The 15,191-nt window shown below is 67.4% G+C and carries 12 protein-coding genes; 5 read left to right on the forward strand and 7 right to left on the reverse strand.

Annotated elements, in window-relative coordinates; genetic code table 11:
* Positions 1-78: 78 nt before the first annotated feature.
* Together KBI52_RS12510 and KBI52_RS12515 are read right to left on the reverse strand one after the other, a co-directional pair.
* A complete protein-coding gene (locus tag KBI52_RS12510) occupies positions 79-627 on the reverse strand; it encodes an SRPBCC family protein (protein ID WP_210807838.1) in 549 nt (182 codons plus the stop codon).
* Positions 624-989, reverse strand: coding sequence for a helix-turn-helix transcriptional regulator (locus KBI52_RS12515; protein WP_173946176.1), 366 nt, complete (start codon positions 987-989; stop codon positions 624-626). Before KBI52_RS12515 ends, KBI52_RS12510 begins: the two co-directional genes overlap by 4 nt.
* A 284-nt stretch (positions 990-1,273) precedes the next feature.
* Between KBI52_RS12515 and KBI52_RS12520 the strand changes: the two genes are divergently transcribed.
* Together KBI52_RS12520 and KBI52_RS12525 are read left to right on the forward strand one after the other, a co-directional pair.
* The gene (locus KBI52_RS12520) at positions 1,274-2,083 is read left to right on the forward strand and encodes a nickel-binding protein (RefSeq protein ID WP_173946177.1); all 810 of its coding nucleotides are present in this window, start codon (positions 1,274-1,276) and stop codon (positions 2,081-2,083) included.
* 85 nt (positions 2,084-2,168) lie between these two features.
* Positions 2,169-2,453 (forward strand): hypothetical protein, encoded by a 285-nt coding sequence (locus KBI52_RS12525; RefSeq protein WP_173946178.1) that lies wholly within the window; start codon positions 2,169-2,171, stop codon positions 2,451-2,453.
* Between the two features lie 111 nt (positions 2,454-2,564).
* On the opposite strand, the gene uvrB is transcribed toward KBI52_RS12525, so the two are convergent.
* Positions 2,565-5,270 carry an excinuclease ABC subunit UvrB gene (uvrB, locus tag KBI52_RS12530; protein WP_210807840.1) on the reverse strand — a complete coding sequence of 902 codons (2,706 nt, stop codon included), beginning with the start codon at positions 5,268-5,270 and terminating at the stop codon, positions 2,565-2,567.
* A 47-nt stretch (positions 5,271-5,317) separates the two neighbouring features.
* On the reverse strand, positions 5,318-6,370 hold the full coding sequence (locus tag KBI52_RS12535) for a DUF808 domain-containing protein (protein WP_210807842.1): 1,053 nt from the start codon (positions 6,368-6,370) through the stop codon (positions 5,318-5,320).
* Between the two features lie 213 nt (positions 6,371-6,583).
* Here KBI52_RS12535 and KBI52_RS12540 point away from each other — a divergent pair, with 213 nt between their 5' ends.
* Positions 6,584-8,764 (forward strand): esterase-like activity of phytase family protein, encoded by a 2,181-nt coding sequence (locus KBI52_RS12540; RefSeq protein WP_210807844.1) that lies wholly within the window; start codon positions 6,584-6,586, stop codon positions 8,762-8,764.
* Between the two features lie 85 nt (positions 8,765-8,849).
* On the opposite strand, the gene KBI52_RS12545 is transcribed toward KBI52_RS12540, so the two are convergent.
* The 3 genes from KBI52_RS12545 to KBI52_RS12555 form a co-directional block, all read right to left on the reverse strand.
* The gene (locus tag KBI52_RS12545; RefSeq protein ID WP_210807846.1) at positions 8,850-12,395 is read right to left on the reverse strand and encodes a class I SAM-dependent DNA methyltransferase; all 3,546 of its coding nucleotides are present in this window, start codon (positions 12,393-12,395) and stop codon (positions 8,850-8,852) included.
* 319 nt (positions 12,396-12,714) lie between these two features.
* A complete protein-coding gene (locus tag KBI52_RS12550) occupies positions 12,715-12,945 on the reverse strand; it encodes a hypothetical protein (protein WP_173946183.1) in 231 nt (76 codons plus the stop codon).
* Positions 12,946-13,123: 178 nt separating this feature from the next.
* Positions 13,124-13,513 (reverse strand): DUF3775 domain-containing protein, encoded by a 390-nt coding sequence (locus KBI52_RS12555; RefSeq protein ID WP_173946184.1) that lies wholly within the window; start codon positions 13,511-13,513, stop codon positions 13,124-13,126.
* A 146-nt stretch (positions 13,514-13,659) separates the two neighbouring features.
* Between KBI52_RS12555 and KBI52_RS12560 the strand changes: the two genes are divergently transcribed.
* A complete protein-coding gene (locus KBI52_RS12560; RefSeq protein ID WP_210807848.1) occupies positions 13,660-14,412 on the forward strand; it encodes a C13 family peptidase in 753 nt (250 codons plus the stop codon).
* Positions 14,413-14,703: 291 nt separating this feature from the next.
* Entirely contained in the window at positions 14,704-15,045 is a 342-nt protein-coding gene (locus tag KBI52_RS12565) for a DMT family protein (RefSeq protein ID WP_173946186.1), read from the forward strand.
* Positions 15,046-15,191 lie beyond the last annotated feature (146 nt).

The raw sequence follows: 15,191 nt of genomic DNA on the forward strand, positions 1-15,191 counted from the left end.
CGGCGTTCCAGATTCTCGAGATCACCGGGACGAGCCCGGTGATGACGGGGAGGGTCGGGCCGGGAGGCGGCCGGGTCCTTACTCGGGGATCCGCCGGGTGTAGTCCTCCTTCAGGCGGCTCCAGCTCTCCCAGAACGGCCTTGGCTCGATGCCGGCCGCGCGGGCGGCCAGGATGTCGAGATGGGCGTGCCAGCCGGAGCTGACATTGAGCAGGGTCGCCCGGTCGGGCACGCGGCGGTGGACCAGGGTCAGCAGCACCTCGGAGCCCTTGCGCTCCAGCTCGAAGGAGACGCCGCCGGTCGACCCCCAGGTGATGGCGAGGCGGTGGGGCGGGTCGAGCTCGGTGATGCGGCTCTCCATCCGGTGCTCCTCGGAGAAGCCCGGCGGGCGCTCGCCGGGCGGGTTGGTGAGCTCGTGGTTGCGCCAGACGAACTCGACCGGCGCGCCGACCTTGAGCTCCATCTCGCCCGCCGCGAGCCATTGCCGGCGCAGGTCGCTCTTGGTGAGATAGTCCCAGATCCGCTCGATGGGCCCGGGCAGCAGACGCTGGATCGTCAGGGTAGCCGGGTCGGTCAGCACCCCGTAGGGGCTGCGCTCCGCAAGATCCGTGGTCGCAAGGTCGCTCATGGTTTGTCTCCTTCGGGGGTTTCGGGTGTCCGGGCGTCCTCCTCGCGGAGGAGCCGTTCCAGCACGTCCAGACGGTCGGTCCAGAAGCGTTCGTAGATGCCGAGCCACTCATGGGCGCTCGCGAGCGGCCCGGGATCGAGGCGGCAGACATGGGTGCGGCCGCGGATCTCGCGCCGCAGGAGGCCGGCATGTTCGAGCACCTTGATGTGCTTCGAGGCGGCCGCGAGCGAGATCGAGAAGGGTTCGGCCAGCTGGCTCACCGTGCGCTCGCCGTCGGCGAGATCCCGCAGCATCCGGCGCCGGGTCGCGTCGCCGAGAGCGTGGAAGACGGTGTCGAGCTGAGGAGCCTGTAATTCAACCATGTGGTTGAATATAGAGGGGCCAAACGAGATAGTCAACCGGTTGGTTGAATGATATGCCCGTCGACATCTCCCACGTCATCACCGGGCTTGTCCCGGTGATCTCGATCCGGGAAGCGCCGAGTTTTTCCGGATTGGGATGGCCGGCACGAGGCAGGCCATGACGGGCTGGAGGTGTCATCTTCTCTCCAGACGCATGAAGCGTCCCGAGCATTCCGGCCTCGTGCCAAACCCTGTACATTACGTTAGGGAAGAAGGGGTCAGTGGGAGGATGCAGAGAGGATTCGATGCCCATATTCCTGGACCGGCACGACCTGAAGGGCCTGACCGCGGCCGACATCGCCGAGGCCCATCGCAAGGACCTGGACGTTCAGGGGCGCTACGGGGTGCGGTTCCTGACCTACTGGTTCGACGAGACCCGCGGCACCGCGTTCTGCCTCATCGACGCGCCCGACATCGAGACGGCCGGGCGGGTGCATGACGAGGCCCATGGGAACATCGCCCGCGACGTGATCGAGGTCGATCTCTCGGCCGTCGAGGCGTTTCTGGGCCGCATCTCCGATCCGCACCCGGCCGGGGCCTCGCCGGGGGCGATCGATCCGGCCCTGCGCACCATCATGTTCACGGACATCGTCGAGTCCACCGCCATGACCGAGCGCCTGGGCGATGCCCGCGCGGTCGAGATGGTGCGGGCGCACGACGCCATGGTCCGCCGCGCCCTGCACGACAACGGCGGGCGCGAGGTCAAGCATACGGGCGACGGGATCATGGCGGCCTTCGCCGACGCGACCGCCGCCGTGGACGCGGCGCGCGCCATCCAGCGGGCCTTCGAGGCCTTCAACATGGCGAGCCGCGAGAAGCTCAGGGTGCGCATCGGCCTCGATGCGGGCGAGCCGGTGGCCGACCACAACGACCTGTTCGGCGCCACCGTCCAGATGGCGGCCCGCCTGTGCCAGAGCGCCGAGCCCGACACCATCGTGGTGTCCGGGACGGTCACCGGTTCGCTTCCCACCCGCCTGCGCCTCGTGGATCTCGGAAGCCGGAGCCTGAAGGGCTTCGCGCAGCCGGTCGCCGCCTACGAGGTGGCGTGGCGGTGAGGGAAGGTCCGCATGGTCCCGGCGCCGCCACAAACGCCGTCATGACGGCGTTGTCCACGGGAGGACGGGCGCGGAGCGTCGGGTGATGGTCAGGGGACTGGTCTGGTTCGTGCTGTTCGGGGCCGCGTCGGTGGCGTTCTACCGGGTGAACGACCGGATCGTCTGGGACGTGTGCCGGCGCGAGAGGCGGCCCTATCCGCCGGCCTGGACGCTCTCGCCCTACTGGCAGTGGCGCACGATCGCGGGCGGCTGGTACGCGGATGCGCGCCGGGCCGGCCTGCTCCTGCCGAAGGCGGCCGCCACGGCCGCCATCCTGGCCGCCAGCATCGGGTCCGTGGTGACCGGCATCGTTAACGCCATGCCGGGATAGAGCATCGGACCCAAAAGTGGACCCACTTTTGGGATCGGATCCAATGGTCATTCCATGAAGTGGCGCATCGTGCGGCCCCTTGGGTCCGTACGATGCGTAAGGCGCGGCGCCTTACCGCCCCTTGCGTCCCTTGTATTTCGGCTTCTGGCCCGCGAAGCCCTGCGTCGAGCGCGCGGCCGGGCGTTCGCGGTAGTTGAGCGGCACCTCCCGGTCCGTGCCCGGGCCCATCTCGTCGAGGCCGGGCTTGCGCACCCGGGTGCCCTCGTCGGACCGGCCCTTGCCGGTCGGCCCATAGGCGTCGGTCTCCTCGTCTCCCGCCGTGGCGCCGTCGGGCGAGGGCGGCAGGCCCTTCGGCGGCAGGTTGGCGCTGCGGCCGTACTTGCGCGAGCCGCCGTACCGGCCCGCTTCCTTCTCCACGTCGCTCTGGCGCGCCATCGGGTCGTCGCTGATGGCGAGCTCGGTCGCCTGCAGGCGCTTGAGCTCGTCGCGCAGGCGGGCCGCCTCCTCGAATTCCAGGTTCGCCGCGGCCTCGCGCATGCGCTTTTCCATGTCGGCGATGACGGCCTTGAGGTTGTGGCCCACGGTCCTGTCGGCGAGGCCCGTGTCGACCGACACGTGGTCGCGCTCGTAGACGCTCTCCAGGATGTCCGCGATGTTCTTCTTCACCGATTGCGGCGTGATGCCGTGCTCGGCGTTGTAGGCGAGCTGCTTCTCGCGGCGGCGGTTGGTCTCCGCGATGGCGCGCTCCATGGAGCCGGTGATCTTGTCCGCGTAGAGGATCGCCTTGCCTTCCACGTTACGGGCCGCGCGGCCGATGGTCTGCACCAGCGAGGTCTCGGAACGCAGGAAGCCTTCCTTGTCCGCGTCGAGAATGGCCACCAGGGCGCATTCGGGAATGTCGAGGCCCTCGCGCAGCAGGTTGATGCCGATGAGAACGTCGAAGGCGCCGAGCCTGAGATCCCGGATGATCTCGATGCGCTCCAGCGTGTCGATGTCCGAGTGCATGTAGCGCACGCGGATGCCGTTCTCGTGCATGTACTCGGTGAGGTCCTCGGCCATGCGCTTGGTGAGCGTGGTCACGAGGGTACGGTAGCCGTTCGCTGCGAGCTCCTTCACCTCGTGCACGAGATCGTCGACCTGGCTTCGCGCCGGCCTGATCTCCACCACGGGATCCACGAGGCCGGTGGGGCGGATGACCTGCTCGACGAAGACGCCGCCGGTCTGCTCCATCTCCCACTTGGCCGGCGTCGCCGACACGTGGACCGATTGCGGCCGCATGGCGTCCCATTCCTCGAAGCGCAGGGGACGGTTGTCGAGGCAGGAGGGCAGGCGGAAGCCGTACTCGGCGAGCGTCGCCTTGCGGCGGAAGTCGCCGCGATACATGCCGCCGATCTGCGGCACGGTCACGTGGCTCTCGTCGGTGAACACGAGGGCGTTGTCGGGCAGGTACTCGAACAGGGTCGGGGGCGGCTCTCCCGGCTTGCGGCCGGTGAGATAGCGCGAATAGTTCTCGATGCCGTTGCACACGCCCGTGGCCTCGATCATCTCGAGGTCGAACTGCGTGCGCTGCTCGAGCCGCTGCGCCTCGAGCAGGCGGCCCATGCGGGCGAGCTCCTGCAGGCGGTGCTGCAGCTCGTCCTGGATGCCCTTCACGGCCTGCTGCAGGGTCGGGCGCGGCGTCACGTAGTGCGAGTTCGCGTAGACCTTCACGAATTGCAGGTCGTTGGTCTTCTTGCCGGTGAGCGGATCGAACTCGACGATGGACTCGATCTCGTCGCCGAAGAGGCCGATGCGCCAGGCGCGGTCCTCCAAGTGGGCGGGAAAGAGTTCGATCACGTCGCCGCGCACCCGGAAGGTGCCGCGGGCGAAGTCGCTCTGGATGCGCTTGTACTGCAGGGCCACCAGATCCGCGATAAGCTGGCGCTGCTCGATGCGCTCGCCCACCTTCACGGAGAACGTCATGGCCGTATAGGTCTCGACCGATCCGATACCGTAGATGCACGACACGGACGCCACGATGATCACGTCGTCGCGCTCGAGCAGCGCGCGGGTCGCCGAGTGGCGCATCCGGTCGATCTGCTCGTTGATGGAGCTTTCCTTCTCGATGAAGGTGTCCGAGCGCGGCACATAGGCCTCGGGCTGGTAGTAGTCGTAATAGGACACGAAGTACTCGACCGCGTTGTCCGGGAAGAACGACTTGAACTCGCCGTAGAGCTGGGCGGCGAGCGTTTTGTTGGGCGCCAGGATGAGGGCGGGGCGCTGCGTCTCCTCGATCACCTTGGCCATGGTGAAGGTCTTGCCCGAGCCCGTGACGCCGAGCAGCACCTGGTCACGCTCGGCCCGGCGCACGCCGTCCACCAGCTCGGCGATCGCGGTCGGCTGGTCGCCCGAGGGCGTGAAGTCGGATTTGATCTTGAACGGGATGCCGCCTTCCGACTTCTCGGGCCGAGGCGGGCGGTGCGGCACCCAGAGCGTGCCGTTCTTGAAGCGCGGGTCCCCCTCGGTGAGGAGCTTCGAGAGCGCATCGACGGTCGCCGACACGCCGGAGCCCGGGGACAGCTCGCCCAGTTCCTCGGCCACGTCCGGCCCGTCATCCGGCCCCTTGAGGCCGAGCTTCTTGGCGAGCGCCGGGTCGACATCGGCGATGTCGCCGTGGATGAAGGTCTCCTGCGCCCTCTCGGCGAACCCCTCGGCCGCCTCCCGCTCCCGGTTGACCGCCGGATTGAGGAGATCGGCCAGATACGGATCCAGCGGCTTGAGCTCAGGCTTGGACGCCTTCCCGGTGGAAAGCTTGGGCTTCTTGGGTGATTTGGCCATAGAACGAATATGGTACGAACGGCCGGGGAATGGAAGAGGAGAGGCGGTTATACTGTAGGCCTCTCGGCCTTCCGGCTCCCGCCTCTCACGGCCCTGACGAGCGGCACGGCGAGGTAGTGGACCAGCGGGATCAGCACGGCGCCGAGCACCAGCCCGAACAGTCCGGAGGCCGCCGCCGAGACGAGCCACTCCACCAGGCCCCCGAGCGCCGGAACGGCATGGCCGGCCGCCACCGCGATATCGTGGATGGCGTGGCCGAGGCCGGCGAAGCCGTAGCCTTCGAGGCCGTGGATGATGATGCCGCCGCCGACCCAGATCATGGCCGCCGTGCCGACGATCGCCAGAGCCTTCAGCAGGATCGGCATGCCCTTCACCAGGCCGCGCCCGAACGCGGTCGTCACGGGGGCCAGGAGGCAGTCCGTGTGCAGGGGGGCGTCGCCCTCGCGCCCCAGGAGGCGCGAGACCGGCCGGTCGGTGCGGGCGAGCGCCACGCCGGCATCGTCCGCCTTCACGATCAGCGCGACGCCGCCATAGACCAGGGCCGTGATGCCGATGCCCACCACGGCGAGCACGACCGCCTGCATCCAGGTCGATCCCGCCGGGAGGCTCGCGAGGGTGATTGCCATGATCTCGGCCGACAGGATGAAGTCGGTCTTGATCGCGCTGCTGACCTTCTCGTCCTCGAGATTGCGGGCCGGCTGGGTCGCGGCCCCGACTGCGGCCTCGTGCTCGTGGGCGCCGTGCGGGGACAGCGCCTCGAACACCTTCTCCGAGCCCTCGTAGCAGAGATAGGCGCCGCCGATCATGAGCAGCGGCGTGATCGCCCAAGGGGCGAACAGGCTGAGGAGGAGGGCGGCCGGCAGCAGGTAGATGAGCTTGTTCTTGAGGGACCCCAGGGCGATCCTGCCGACGATCGGCAGCTCCCGCGCGGCGGAAAAGCCCGTCACGTAGCGCGGCGTCACGGCGGCGTCGTCGATCACCACGCCGGCCGCCTTGGCGCCGGCCTTGGCCGCCTGGGCGGTCACGTCGTCGAGGGAGGCGGCCGCGACCTTGGCCAAGGCCGCAACGTCGTCCAGCAGGGCGATCAGCCCGATGCTCATGAGGGCTCCTGTCGAAAGAGGGGCGAGCGCGACGGCGGCTCGCCGAGCCACAGCTATCGCGCGGGTTCGGTCTCGACAACGCCCGACGCGAGGATTCGGTGCACAACGGCTCGGGTTGCGCCGCCGTTCCGCCTGTCATCTGCCTGTCATCCGCCTGTCATGGGCCAGGGGCATGAGGATCCGGCTAACCTTGACCGTCTCGCGGGAGATCCCATGCACCGTTCCCTCGTCGCCGCCTCTCTGTCGGCCGCTCTCCTCTCCGGCACCGCGCTCGGCGCCTCCGCGGCGGAGACTTTCGACCGCATCGCCAGCTTCCCCATCACGGCGAACCTGGCAAAGGACCAGGATCAGAAAAGCGACACGGTCGCCGAGATCATGTCGGCGAGCGAGGACGGCCGCCTGCTGGTCTACACGGACAGCCCGCGCAAGGCGCTCGGCTTCATCGACATCGCCGATCCGGCGCAGCCCAAGGCCGGCGGCACCCTGGCGGTGGGCGGCGAGCCGACATCCGTGAAGGTCGTCGCAGGCAAAGCCTATGTGGCCGTCAACACCTCCGAGAGCTTCACCAATCCGAGCGGCAAGCTCGTCGCCGTCAGCCTTGCCGACCGCAGGATCGTGGCCGAGTGCGCGCTTGCGGGCCAGCCCGACTCGATCGCCGCGAATGCCGGCGTGCTCGCCATCGCGATCGAGAACGAGCGCGACGAGGAGATCAACGAGGGCGCGCTGCCGCAGCTGCCCGCCGGTTCGCTGGTGCTCGCTTCGCTCAACGGCGACCAGGTCGATTGCGCGGCGCTGAGGACCGTGAGCCTGACGGGCCTTGCGGCCGTCGCCGGTGAGGATCCGGAGCCGGAATACGTGGACGTGTCCGACCAGGGCAAGGTCGTCGTGACCCTGCAGGAGAACAACCACATCGCCGTGGTCGACGGGAAGACCGGCACGGTCGAGGCGCATTTCTCCGCCGGCACCGTGGACCTCAAGGCCATCGACACCAAGAAGGACGGCAAGATCGAGCTCACCGGCTCCATGGACAAGGTCGAGCGCGAGCCGGACGCGGTGCACTGGATCGACGCCGACCGCTTCGTCACGGCGAACGAAGGCGACTGGAAGGGCGGATCGCGCGGCTTCACCATCTTCAACCGGGACGGCAGCGTCGCGTACGAATCCGGCACGAGCCTGGAGCACGAGATCGTGTCGCTCGGCCATTATCCGGACAAGCGCAACAAGAAGGGTGTCGAGATCGAAGGCGTCGAGACCGGCCGCTTCGGCGGCGACACTCTGATCTTCGTCGGCTCCGAGCGTGCCTCGGTCGTCGGCGTCTACCGCGACACGGGCGCCGCGCCGGAACTCCTGCAGGTTCTGCCGACCGGCATCGGGCCGGAGGGTCTGCTCGCCATCCCGTCGCGCAACCTGTTCGTGGCCACGAGCGAGACCGACCTGCACGGGGACGGCGGCGCCGCCCCGCACGTGATGATCTACCAGCGCGCCGAGCGCGCGGCGCCCGCCTATCCGACGATCCGCTCCGCCAAGAACGCCGGCGGCCTGCCGATCGGCTGGGGCGCGCTCTCGGGCCTCGCGGCCGACAAGACCGAGGCCGGCCGGTTCTACGCGGTCACCGACAGCGTCTATGGGGCCGCCCCGCGCATCCTCACCATCGACGCCACAAGGAAGCCCGCGCTCATCACGGCCGAGACCCTCGTGACCCGAGGCGGAGCCGCCGCGGAGAAGCTCGATCTCGAGGGCATCGCCGTGGCCCGCGACGGCTTCTGGCTCGCCTCCGAGGGCAACCTGGAGAAGGGCGTGAAGAACCTCCTCGTCCGGGTCGACGCCAAGGGGGCGATCCAGGAGGAGATCACCGTTCCGGCAGAGCTCGAGAAGGGCGCGAAGAACTACGGCTTCGAGGGCGTGACGGTCACCGGCTCGGGTGCTGACGAGACCGTGTGGCTCGCGGTGCAGCGCGAATGGGCGGACGACGGCAAGAACGCCGTGAAGCTCCTCGCCTACAGGCCGTCGGACAAGAGCTGGCGCGCCGTGCGCTATCCGCTCGACGCCGCGCAGGCCGGCTGGATCGGCCTGTCGGAGATCACGGCCGCGGGCGACCGCGTCATCCTCATCGAGCGCGACAACCAGATCGCCGAGAAGGCGGCGGTCAAGAAGCTCTACGCGGTGTCCCTCGCCGACATGAAGCCCGCGGCGCTCGGCGGCGAGCTGCCGCTCGTCCAGAAAACGCTGGTGCGCGATCTCCTGCCCGACCTGAAGGCCGCAAAGGGCTACGTGCTCGACAAGGTCGAGGGCTTCGCCATCGACGCGGCGGGCGACGCCTACATCGTGACCGACAACGACGGCGTCGACAATTCGTCCGGCGAAACGCAATTCCTCAAGCTCGGGAAGCTGTGACGCTTCGCCCAGAGAGTGTGTGAAGAGAGCGTGTGAAGGGAAGGGCCGCTGAACCGCGGCCCTTTTCGTTGGTGGGGGCGGGGGTTCAGGCCGCCTTGCGGGCGAGATAGCGGCCGTCTGCCGTCATCGTGATGCGGCCGTAGCGGACCAGGGTGGCGAGCGCCTGCTCGATGCGCGGCTCGATCCGCTTGCCGCCACGCCTGAAGCCGCGCGCCAGCGCGGCCGCATCCATGGGGCGCCCGGCGGAGAGGAGCGCGTGCTCGACGGCGAGCGAATCCTCGTGCCGGTCCTTCGGGAAATCCGGCAGGGCACGGTCGATCGTCACCACGGTCGCGCCGAGGTCGAGCTCGCCGGTCTTCGCGGCCGCCGCGCCCTTGGCGAAGCGCGGGATCTGGTAGTCGGGCCTGAGCCAGCGCACGAGGCCCGACGCCTCTTCCCGGGCCCGCTCGGCATTGAGCGCGACGAGCCGTTCCAGGATCTCCTCGTCGGAGAGTGTGTCGGGCCAGCCATAGGCCTGGAACACCAGCCGGTCGAGGTCTCCGTGATAGCTCTTGAGCGTGCCGATCAGCCCCTCGTCCTTGATCCGCTCCTCGTCGGGCGTGAGGGCAATCGTCCCAGCGTCATCCCCGGCCTTGTGCCGGGGATCCCGACGGCTCGAGGCGCCGTGCTCGTTCGATCGGGATGAGCCCAGCCTTGACGGGGAGGTCGATGCCGCGTCCATCGCCTTCAGTTTCTCCAGCACGTTGTACATCTGCGTCAGCGTGAGTTTTGGGTGCTCGGCCTGACGGGCTTTGCGGAAGGCGTCGAGTTCCTCCGCGACGGCGCGGATTTGGGCTCTGAGGGCCTCGGGCGGATCGGGGAAGGGGAAGGGGTCGAAGCAACTGGACTTATTGTAGCGCGGTCGATCTTCGAGCGTGCCGCCTTGCCCGAGCGCCCAACTCATATGCAGCTTCGATGACAGAAAGCCGAGATGTAGAGGATCGGACGAGGCAATGGCGACAAGCATGTTGTCTGGTAGGATCGATGCATCGAGAAACTGAAAAATCCGGTGCTTCGCAGTCTCGACCGTCGCGATGTACCGAGGCAAGCCGTCTAAGGCAGGGCGCAATTCGCGGCGGGACTCGCCGAAAGTCCACCAATTCAGCCGATACGTGTCGCGATTGTTGCTGTCCCTCTCGGGCTTCACTGCCGAAAGTATGTGATGGTACACTTCGGGGTAACTTTGGCGAACTTCCTCGGACTTCAACCCGAATAGATCAATCACCATCACCCCCCGTGGTGTTGCGGTTAGGTCGCGCCCGTTGCGGTAAGGGCGAATGTGCTTCTCCAGCCCTGATCTTTTTCCAAGGCCGAGATGTGCGGCCTCTTCCGGTGTCACGATGAAGCCTGAACCATGAAGTGAAACGCCTCGTGAGCAGAGACCTTCATTGGCGAGAAGCGGTGCAACCGAGCCGACATCAGTACCTACCGTCAAGTCAACATTGACCCGCCCGGCACGTTCGACGAGTTCAACCACAGGCTCATCCGTATCTAGCCCGCTCTCGCGCATCACCTCGTACAGCACACCATCCCGCTCACCCTTCTCCGCCACCGTCATGGCGATCCGCACCGCCGCCGAATCCGCCGCTGCTTTCGTCCAGGGATGATCCGGGATCGCCATGACGAGCGACACTGGAGTCTTGCCCTCCATGCGCTTCTTCATCACGCGGCGGGAGAATTCCTGCGTGATCGAGTTGGTGGTGACAAACCCGAAGCGGCGCAGGGGTGAGTTCTTCGCGGTGAGGAATTCCGCCGCACGGTCCCACCAGTACATGACGAAATCGGCCGAGTCGTTCATGTGCCTGTGCGCGGACCAGAGCGCTTCCGTGTAGGCGTCACCCAGACGGGCGCGCAGATCCTTACCGCCGATGAACGGCGGATTGCCCACGATGAACTCTGCGTCCGGCCATGCGGGCCGGCGCGCGGTCGGGTAGGTCTCGACCCGTTTGCCATCCTTCTCCACCACATGCGGCACGGGATAGCCGTCCCAAGTCAGCACGGCGTCGTAGCCCTGGCGCCGGCCGAAATTGATGTTCTCGAAGGCGCGCAGGATCGGCTCGGACGGGTGGCCGGTGCGGTTGCGGTAATGCTGCTGCAGATAGCCGATCCACACCACGAGCTCGGCGATGGCGGCGGCGCGTGGGTTGAGCTCCAGGCCGAGGAACTGGTGCGGGTCGACGGTCTCCCGGTCGAGGCCCATGCTCTCGGGCTCGCCGAGCTGCGCCAGGGTCTCCAGCACCTCGCCTTCGAGCTTTTTCATCAGCTCCAGCGACACGTAGAGGAAGTTTCCCGTGCCGCAGGCGGGGTCGAGCACCCGCGTGGCGCAGAGCTGGCGGTGAAAGGCGCGCACGATGGCGATCGCCGCATTCTCGTCACCCGTCTCCTTGGCGTGCTCGGCCTTGCGCAGGGCATTCTGCCAATCCTCGCGCAGGGGCTCCATGACGGTCGCGTCCACGAGGCGCTGCACATAGGCGCGCGGCGTGTAATGGGCGCCGAGCTTTCTGCGCTCCTTCTTGTCGAGGGCTTGTTCGAGAAGCGTGCCGAAGATGGCGGGATCGACCTCGGTCCATTGAGCCTTCGACGCTTCCCACAACTCGCCGATTTCCTCTCGGCCGAGCGGGAAGGCTCGTGCCTGCTTGAACAGGTTTCCGTTGAAATAACGCAGATGTTTCTTGAACAGGGAATAGAAACGTCGCTCGTGCTGCGGCTCGTCCATCTTCACCCAGAGCTCCTCAAGCAGGGGGGCGAAGGCATCGGGGTGGTCGATGCAATCCTTCAGCAGCTGCGTGAACGCGCCTTCGGGCAGGAGCGCCACATCCTCGGCGAACATGGTGAAGAGGCAGCGCATGAGGAAATGGGCCACGTCCTCCGCGTCGCATCCGCGCTCTTCCAGCGCCTTGCTCACCCCTGCGAGGCGCTTGGCGATGTCGCGGGTGACGCGGGAGGCCTCCTTCGACGGGTCGAGCGAGTGCGGCTCCTGCCAGACGCGTGCGAGAAGAGCGCGCGTCTTCTCCTCACGCAGGTCGTGAAGATAGATGCGAAAGCCGTTGCGGTCCGGGAAGTGGCTGTAGGCCCGGCCGGTGCCGCTGAAATCCGCGTAGAGCTCCAGGCAATGGCCCACGTCGCAGACGATGATGAAGGGTGGGGCGGGGTGATCCGCATCGAGCAGGAACACATAAGACTCCGCCTGCCGGCGCGCGTTCTTCATCATGACGTCCCAACCACGGCTGATGCTGCGGCGGCCCAGGTTGGCCGGCTCGTCAGTCACAGGTGCGAGTTCGCCTCGTTCCACCTTTCTTCCGTCAGGCAGCCGCGACTGCTTGGCCTCGAGGATGAAGGCGTTCTTCCTGTAGAGATCGATGCGCTTGGGCGCCGCGGTCGCATCGCTGTCGCGCGGGCGGACGGCGCGCTCGAACACGTAGTCGTTCCGCTCCCGCGCCTGGCCGGACGGCTCGGGGCGCGGCACGCCGATGACGTCGCAGAGCTCCGACAGGAACATCTGGTAATTGGCCCGTTCGGCGCCGCCCTCGCAGGCGGTCCATCGGGCGATGAAGGCGTCGACGGCGTGGGAGGAGATCGCGGAAGAGGGCATCGGCTACGTTTCTTGATAACGTAGCACAACCACCGCGTGAGAAACCTCGGCGCAATTGTCTTTTAGAAGAATACCCTAAGGTAAGATTGACTTCCCGATGGACCGGGGCTTTGCCGCAGGCTGGCTTTTACCTCGCGCGTGAGGCGCCGCCCGGACCGCTCTGTCCTGTCGCCGAGACGACATCAAGCATCGCGCCGGTGAGGCAGAGGGTCGGGCTGTCGGGCTTGGGGAAGAGGGGCCTCCGGCCAGGAGGCGGAAGGGTTCGCCTGCAAGGTCCTCGCCCTGCGTGAGGGCCGGACGCAGGGCGGACGGGGTGGGGTCAGGCGGTGAACGCCGTCGGACCCCTCAGATAGGCTTCGATGCGGTCGATCTCGACCTCGGTCTCGTCCGGCGACGGAGCCGCGTGCAGGTCGGGTTTCGCCGGGGCGACGGGCAGGGGCTCGACCGGATCGTTGACCGGCGCGAGATCGTTCAGGGCCCGGTGCACGGCCTGAAGCAGCTCGCTCTGCTCGTCATTGTCCGGGTTCTCCGGGGGCAGGCGCGGAGTCATGGGATCCTCCTTTGGGATTAGGCCGGAGTATTAGCCCGATCCATGTCACAATTAGGGCGCCGTCGCCGTGCGGGCGACGCCGATTCACAGGGAAATATCCCGTCCGATGCCAGCTCCGGGCAGCCTCGCGGAGAGTTGATGCCCGGCGCCTCAGACGCGGCGCCTCGGGCGTGGCGCCTCAGACGCAGCTGCGCCCCATGGCGTTGAGGCCCTCGTCCAGGAGGTCGGCGAGATTCGGGATGCCGATGAGCCAGTCGGCGGTGGAGAGCGAGCTCGCTTCCTCGCGCTCCCGGGCGAGCCGCACGGCGGCGCCCCATTCCTCGGGCTCCATGTCGCCGCGGCCGATATACACGAGGGCGATCAGGTCGGCGCGCTCGTCGTCGTTGAGGCCCGCGATCACGTCGCGCAGCTCGTCCTCGGTGGCGTCGTCCGGCGAGGCGGTGAGGGAATCGATGCTGCCGTCGTCGATAGGGTTCGACCCCGACGCCGGATCGGTGATGCCTTCCTTCACGTCGATGGCCCTGACCCGGAGAATGAGTTCGCAAACCTTGTCGAGCGCGATATCCATAAAACCCTCGTTGTGATGAATCCGGGGATGAATCGTGACGGAACTGACAGGGAAACCCGGAAGACGGCATTCGGTTCAGCCGGATCAGGCGCCCCTGGCGCCGAAAGGATGTTGCCCCTAAGCTGTGGAGGATCTGGGGTGGTTTCATGCGTCGGTTGATCGCTTCCTGCATGCTCGGGCTCCTCGTCGCGCTCGGCGCGGCCGCGCCGTCCCTCGGGCAGACGGCCGGTCTGGCGCAGCAGCGTCCGGGCCGGACGGACGTCTACGTCCTCTCCTTCGGGCTATGGGGCCCGCAGAGCGTATTCGAGAGCGAGGCCCGGGGGGCGGCGCGGATCCTCGAAGCGCAGTTCGACGCGAAGGGACGCTCCGTCGTCCGCTCCAACACCAAGCGCCGGGCCGGGGCGACGCCGCAATCCCTGATGGCGGCCGCAGCGGCGGCCGGGCAGGTTCTCGATCCGGCCGAGGACGTCGTGGTGCTCGTCCTCACGTCCCATGGCGGCCCCGACGGCATCGGGCTGGTGTCCGGGCGCGACGCGCGCCTCGTCACGCCGGGCGATGTGCGGCAGCTCCTCGACCGGACCCGGGCGCAGCACCGGGTCCTGATCGTCTCGGCCTGCTATTCGGGCATCTTCGCCCGGGAGCTGGCCGACGCCCGCACCCTCGTCATCACGGCGGCCGCGGCCGACAGGCCGTCCTTCGGCTGCCGCGACGGGGCGACCTGGACCTATTTCGGCGATGCCTTCTTCAACCGGGCCCTGCGCGGCGAGCGCCGCCTGGACATCGCCTTCGAGCGGGCCCGCGGCCTCGTGACGGATCGGGAGCGGCGGGAAGGCTTCGACCCGTCCAACCCGCAGATCGCGGGCGGCTCTCAGGTGCTGCAGCGTCTCGGCGCGCGGTAGCGCGGGGGATGGCAGCGAAGGCAATGCAAAAACCGGATCCGTGTCGGGATGGCGGGTCCTGACATCCTCCCACGTCATCACCGGCCTTGTGCCGGTGATCTCAATGCGATGAGGCGCGGCATTCGAAGAGATCGGGATAGCCGGCACAGGGCCGGCCACGACGGAAGGGGCTCACCATAAGGCATGGGTCCGATGAGCCGTCCTTAGAGAGACGCGTCCATCGGGACGCTTGACACGTCGTCCCGAAGGAATAGGGCAGGGGCACCTTTCCCTCACGTGCCGGTCCCTTCCATGAGCCCCCATACGACGCCCGTCCTGATGCTGATCGCATCGAACGTCTTCATGACCTTCGCCTGGTACGGGCATTTGAAGTTCAAGACGTCGCCCCTCTGGATCGCCGTCATGGCCAGCTGGGCCATCGCCTTCGTGGAGTACTGGTTCGCCGTTCCGGCCAACCGGATCGGCTCGGAGGTCTATTCGGCGGCCGAGCTCAAGACCATGCAGGAGGTCATCACCCTGGTGGTCTTCGCGATCTTCTCGGTGCTCTACCTGAAGGAGCCGCTGGGCTGGAACCACCTCATCGGCTTCGCCCTCATCGCGTCGGGCGCCTTCTTCATCTTCCAGGGACGCTGACGGAGCTTCGACGGCCGATGCAGGCCGGTCACCTTCCTCGCTCCCTTCTCGCCGTCATCACCGTCCTTCGTCATCACCGGCCTTGTCCCGGTGATCCCGATGGCTTGAAGCACTGCGCTTTATCGTATCGGGATGGCCGGGACAGG

Origin of the sequence: Microvirga sp. HBU67558 (assembly GCF_018069605.1) — a bacterium.
GTDB classification, from domain to species: domain Bacteria; phylum Pseudomonadota; class Alphaproteobacteria; order Rhizobiales; family Beijerinckiaceae; genus Microvirga; species Microvirga terrae.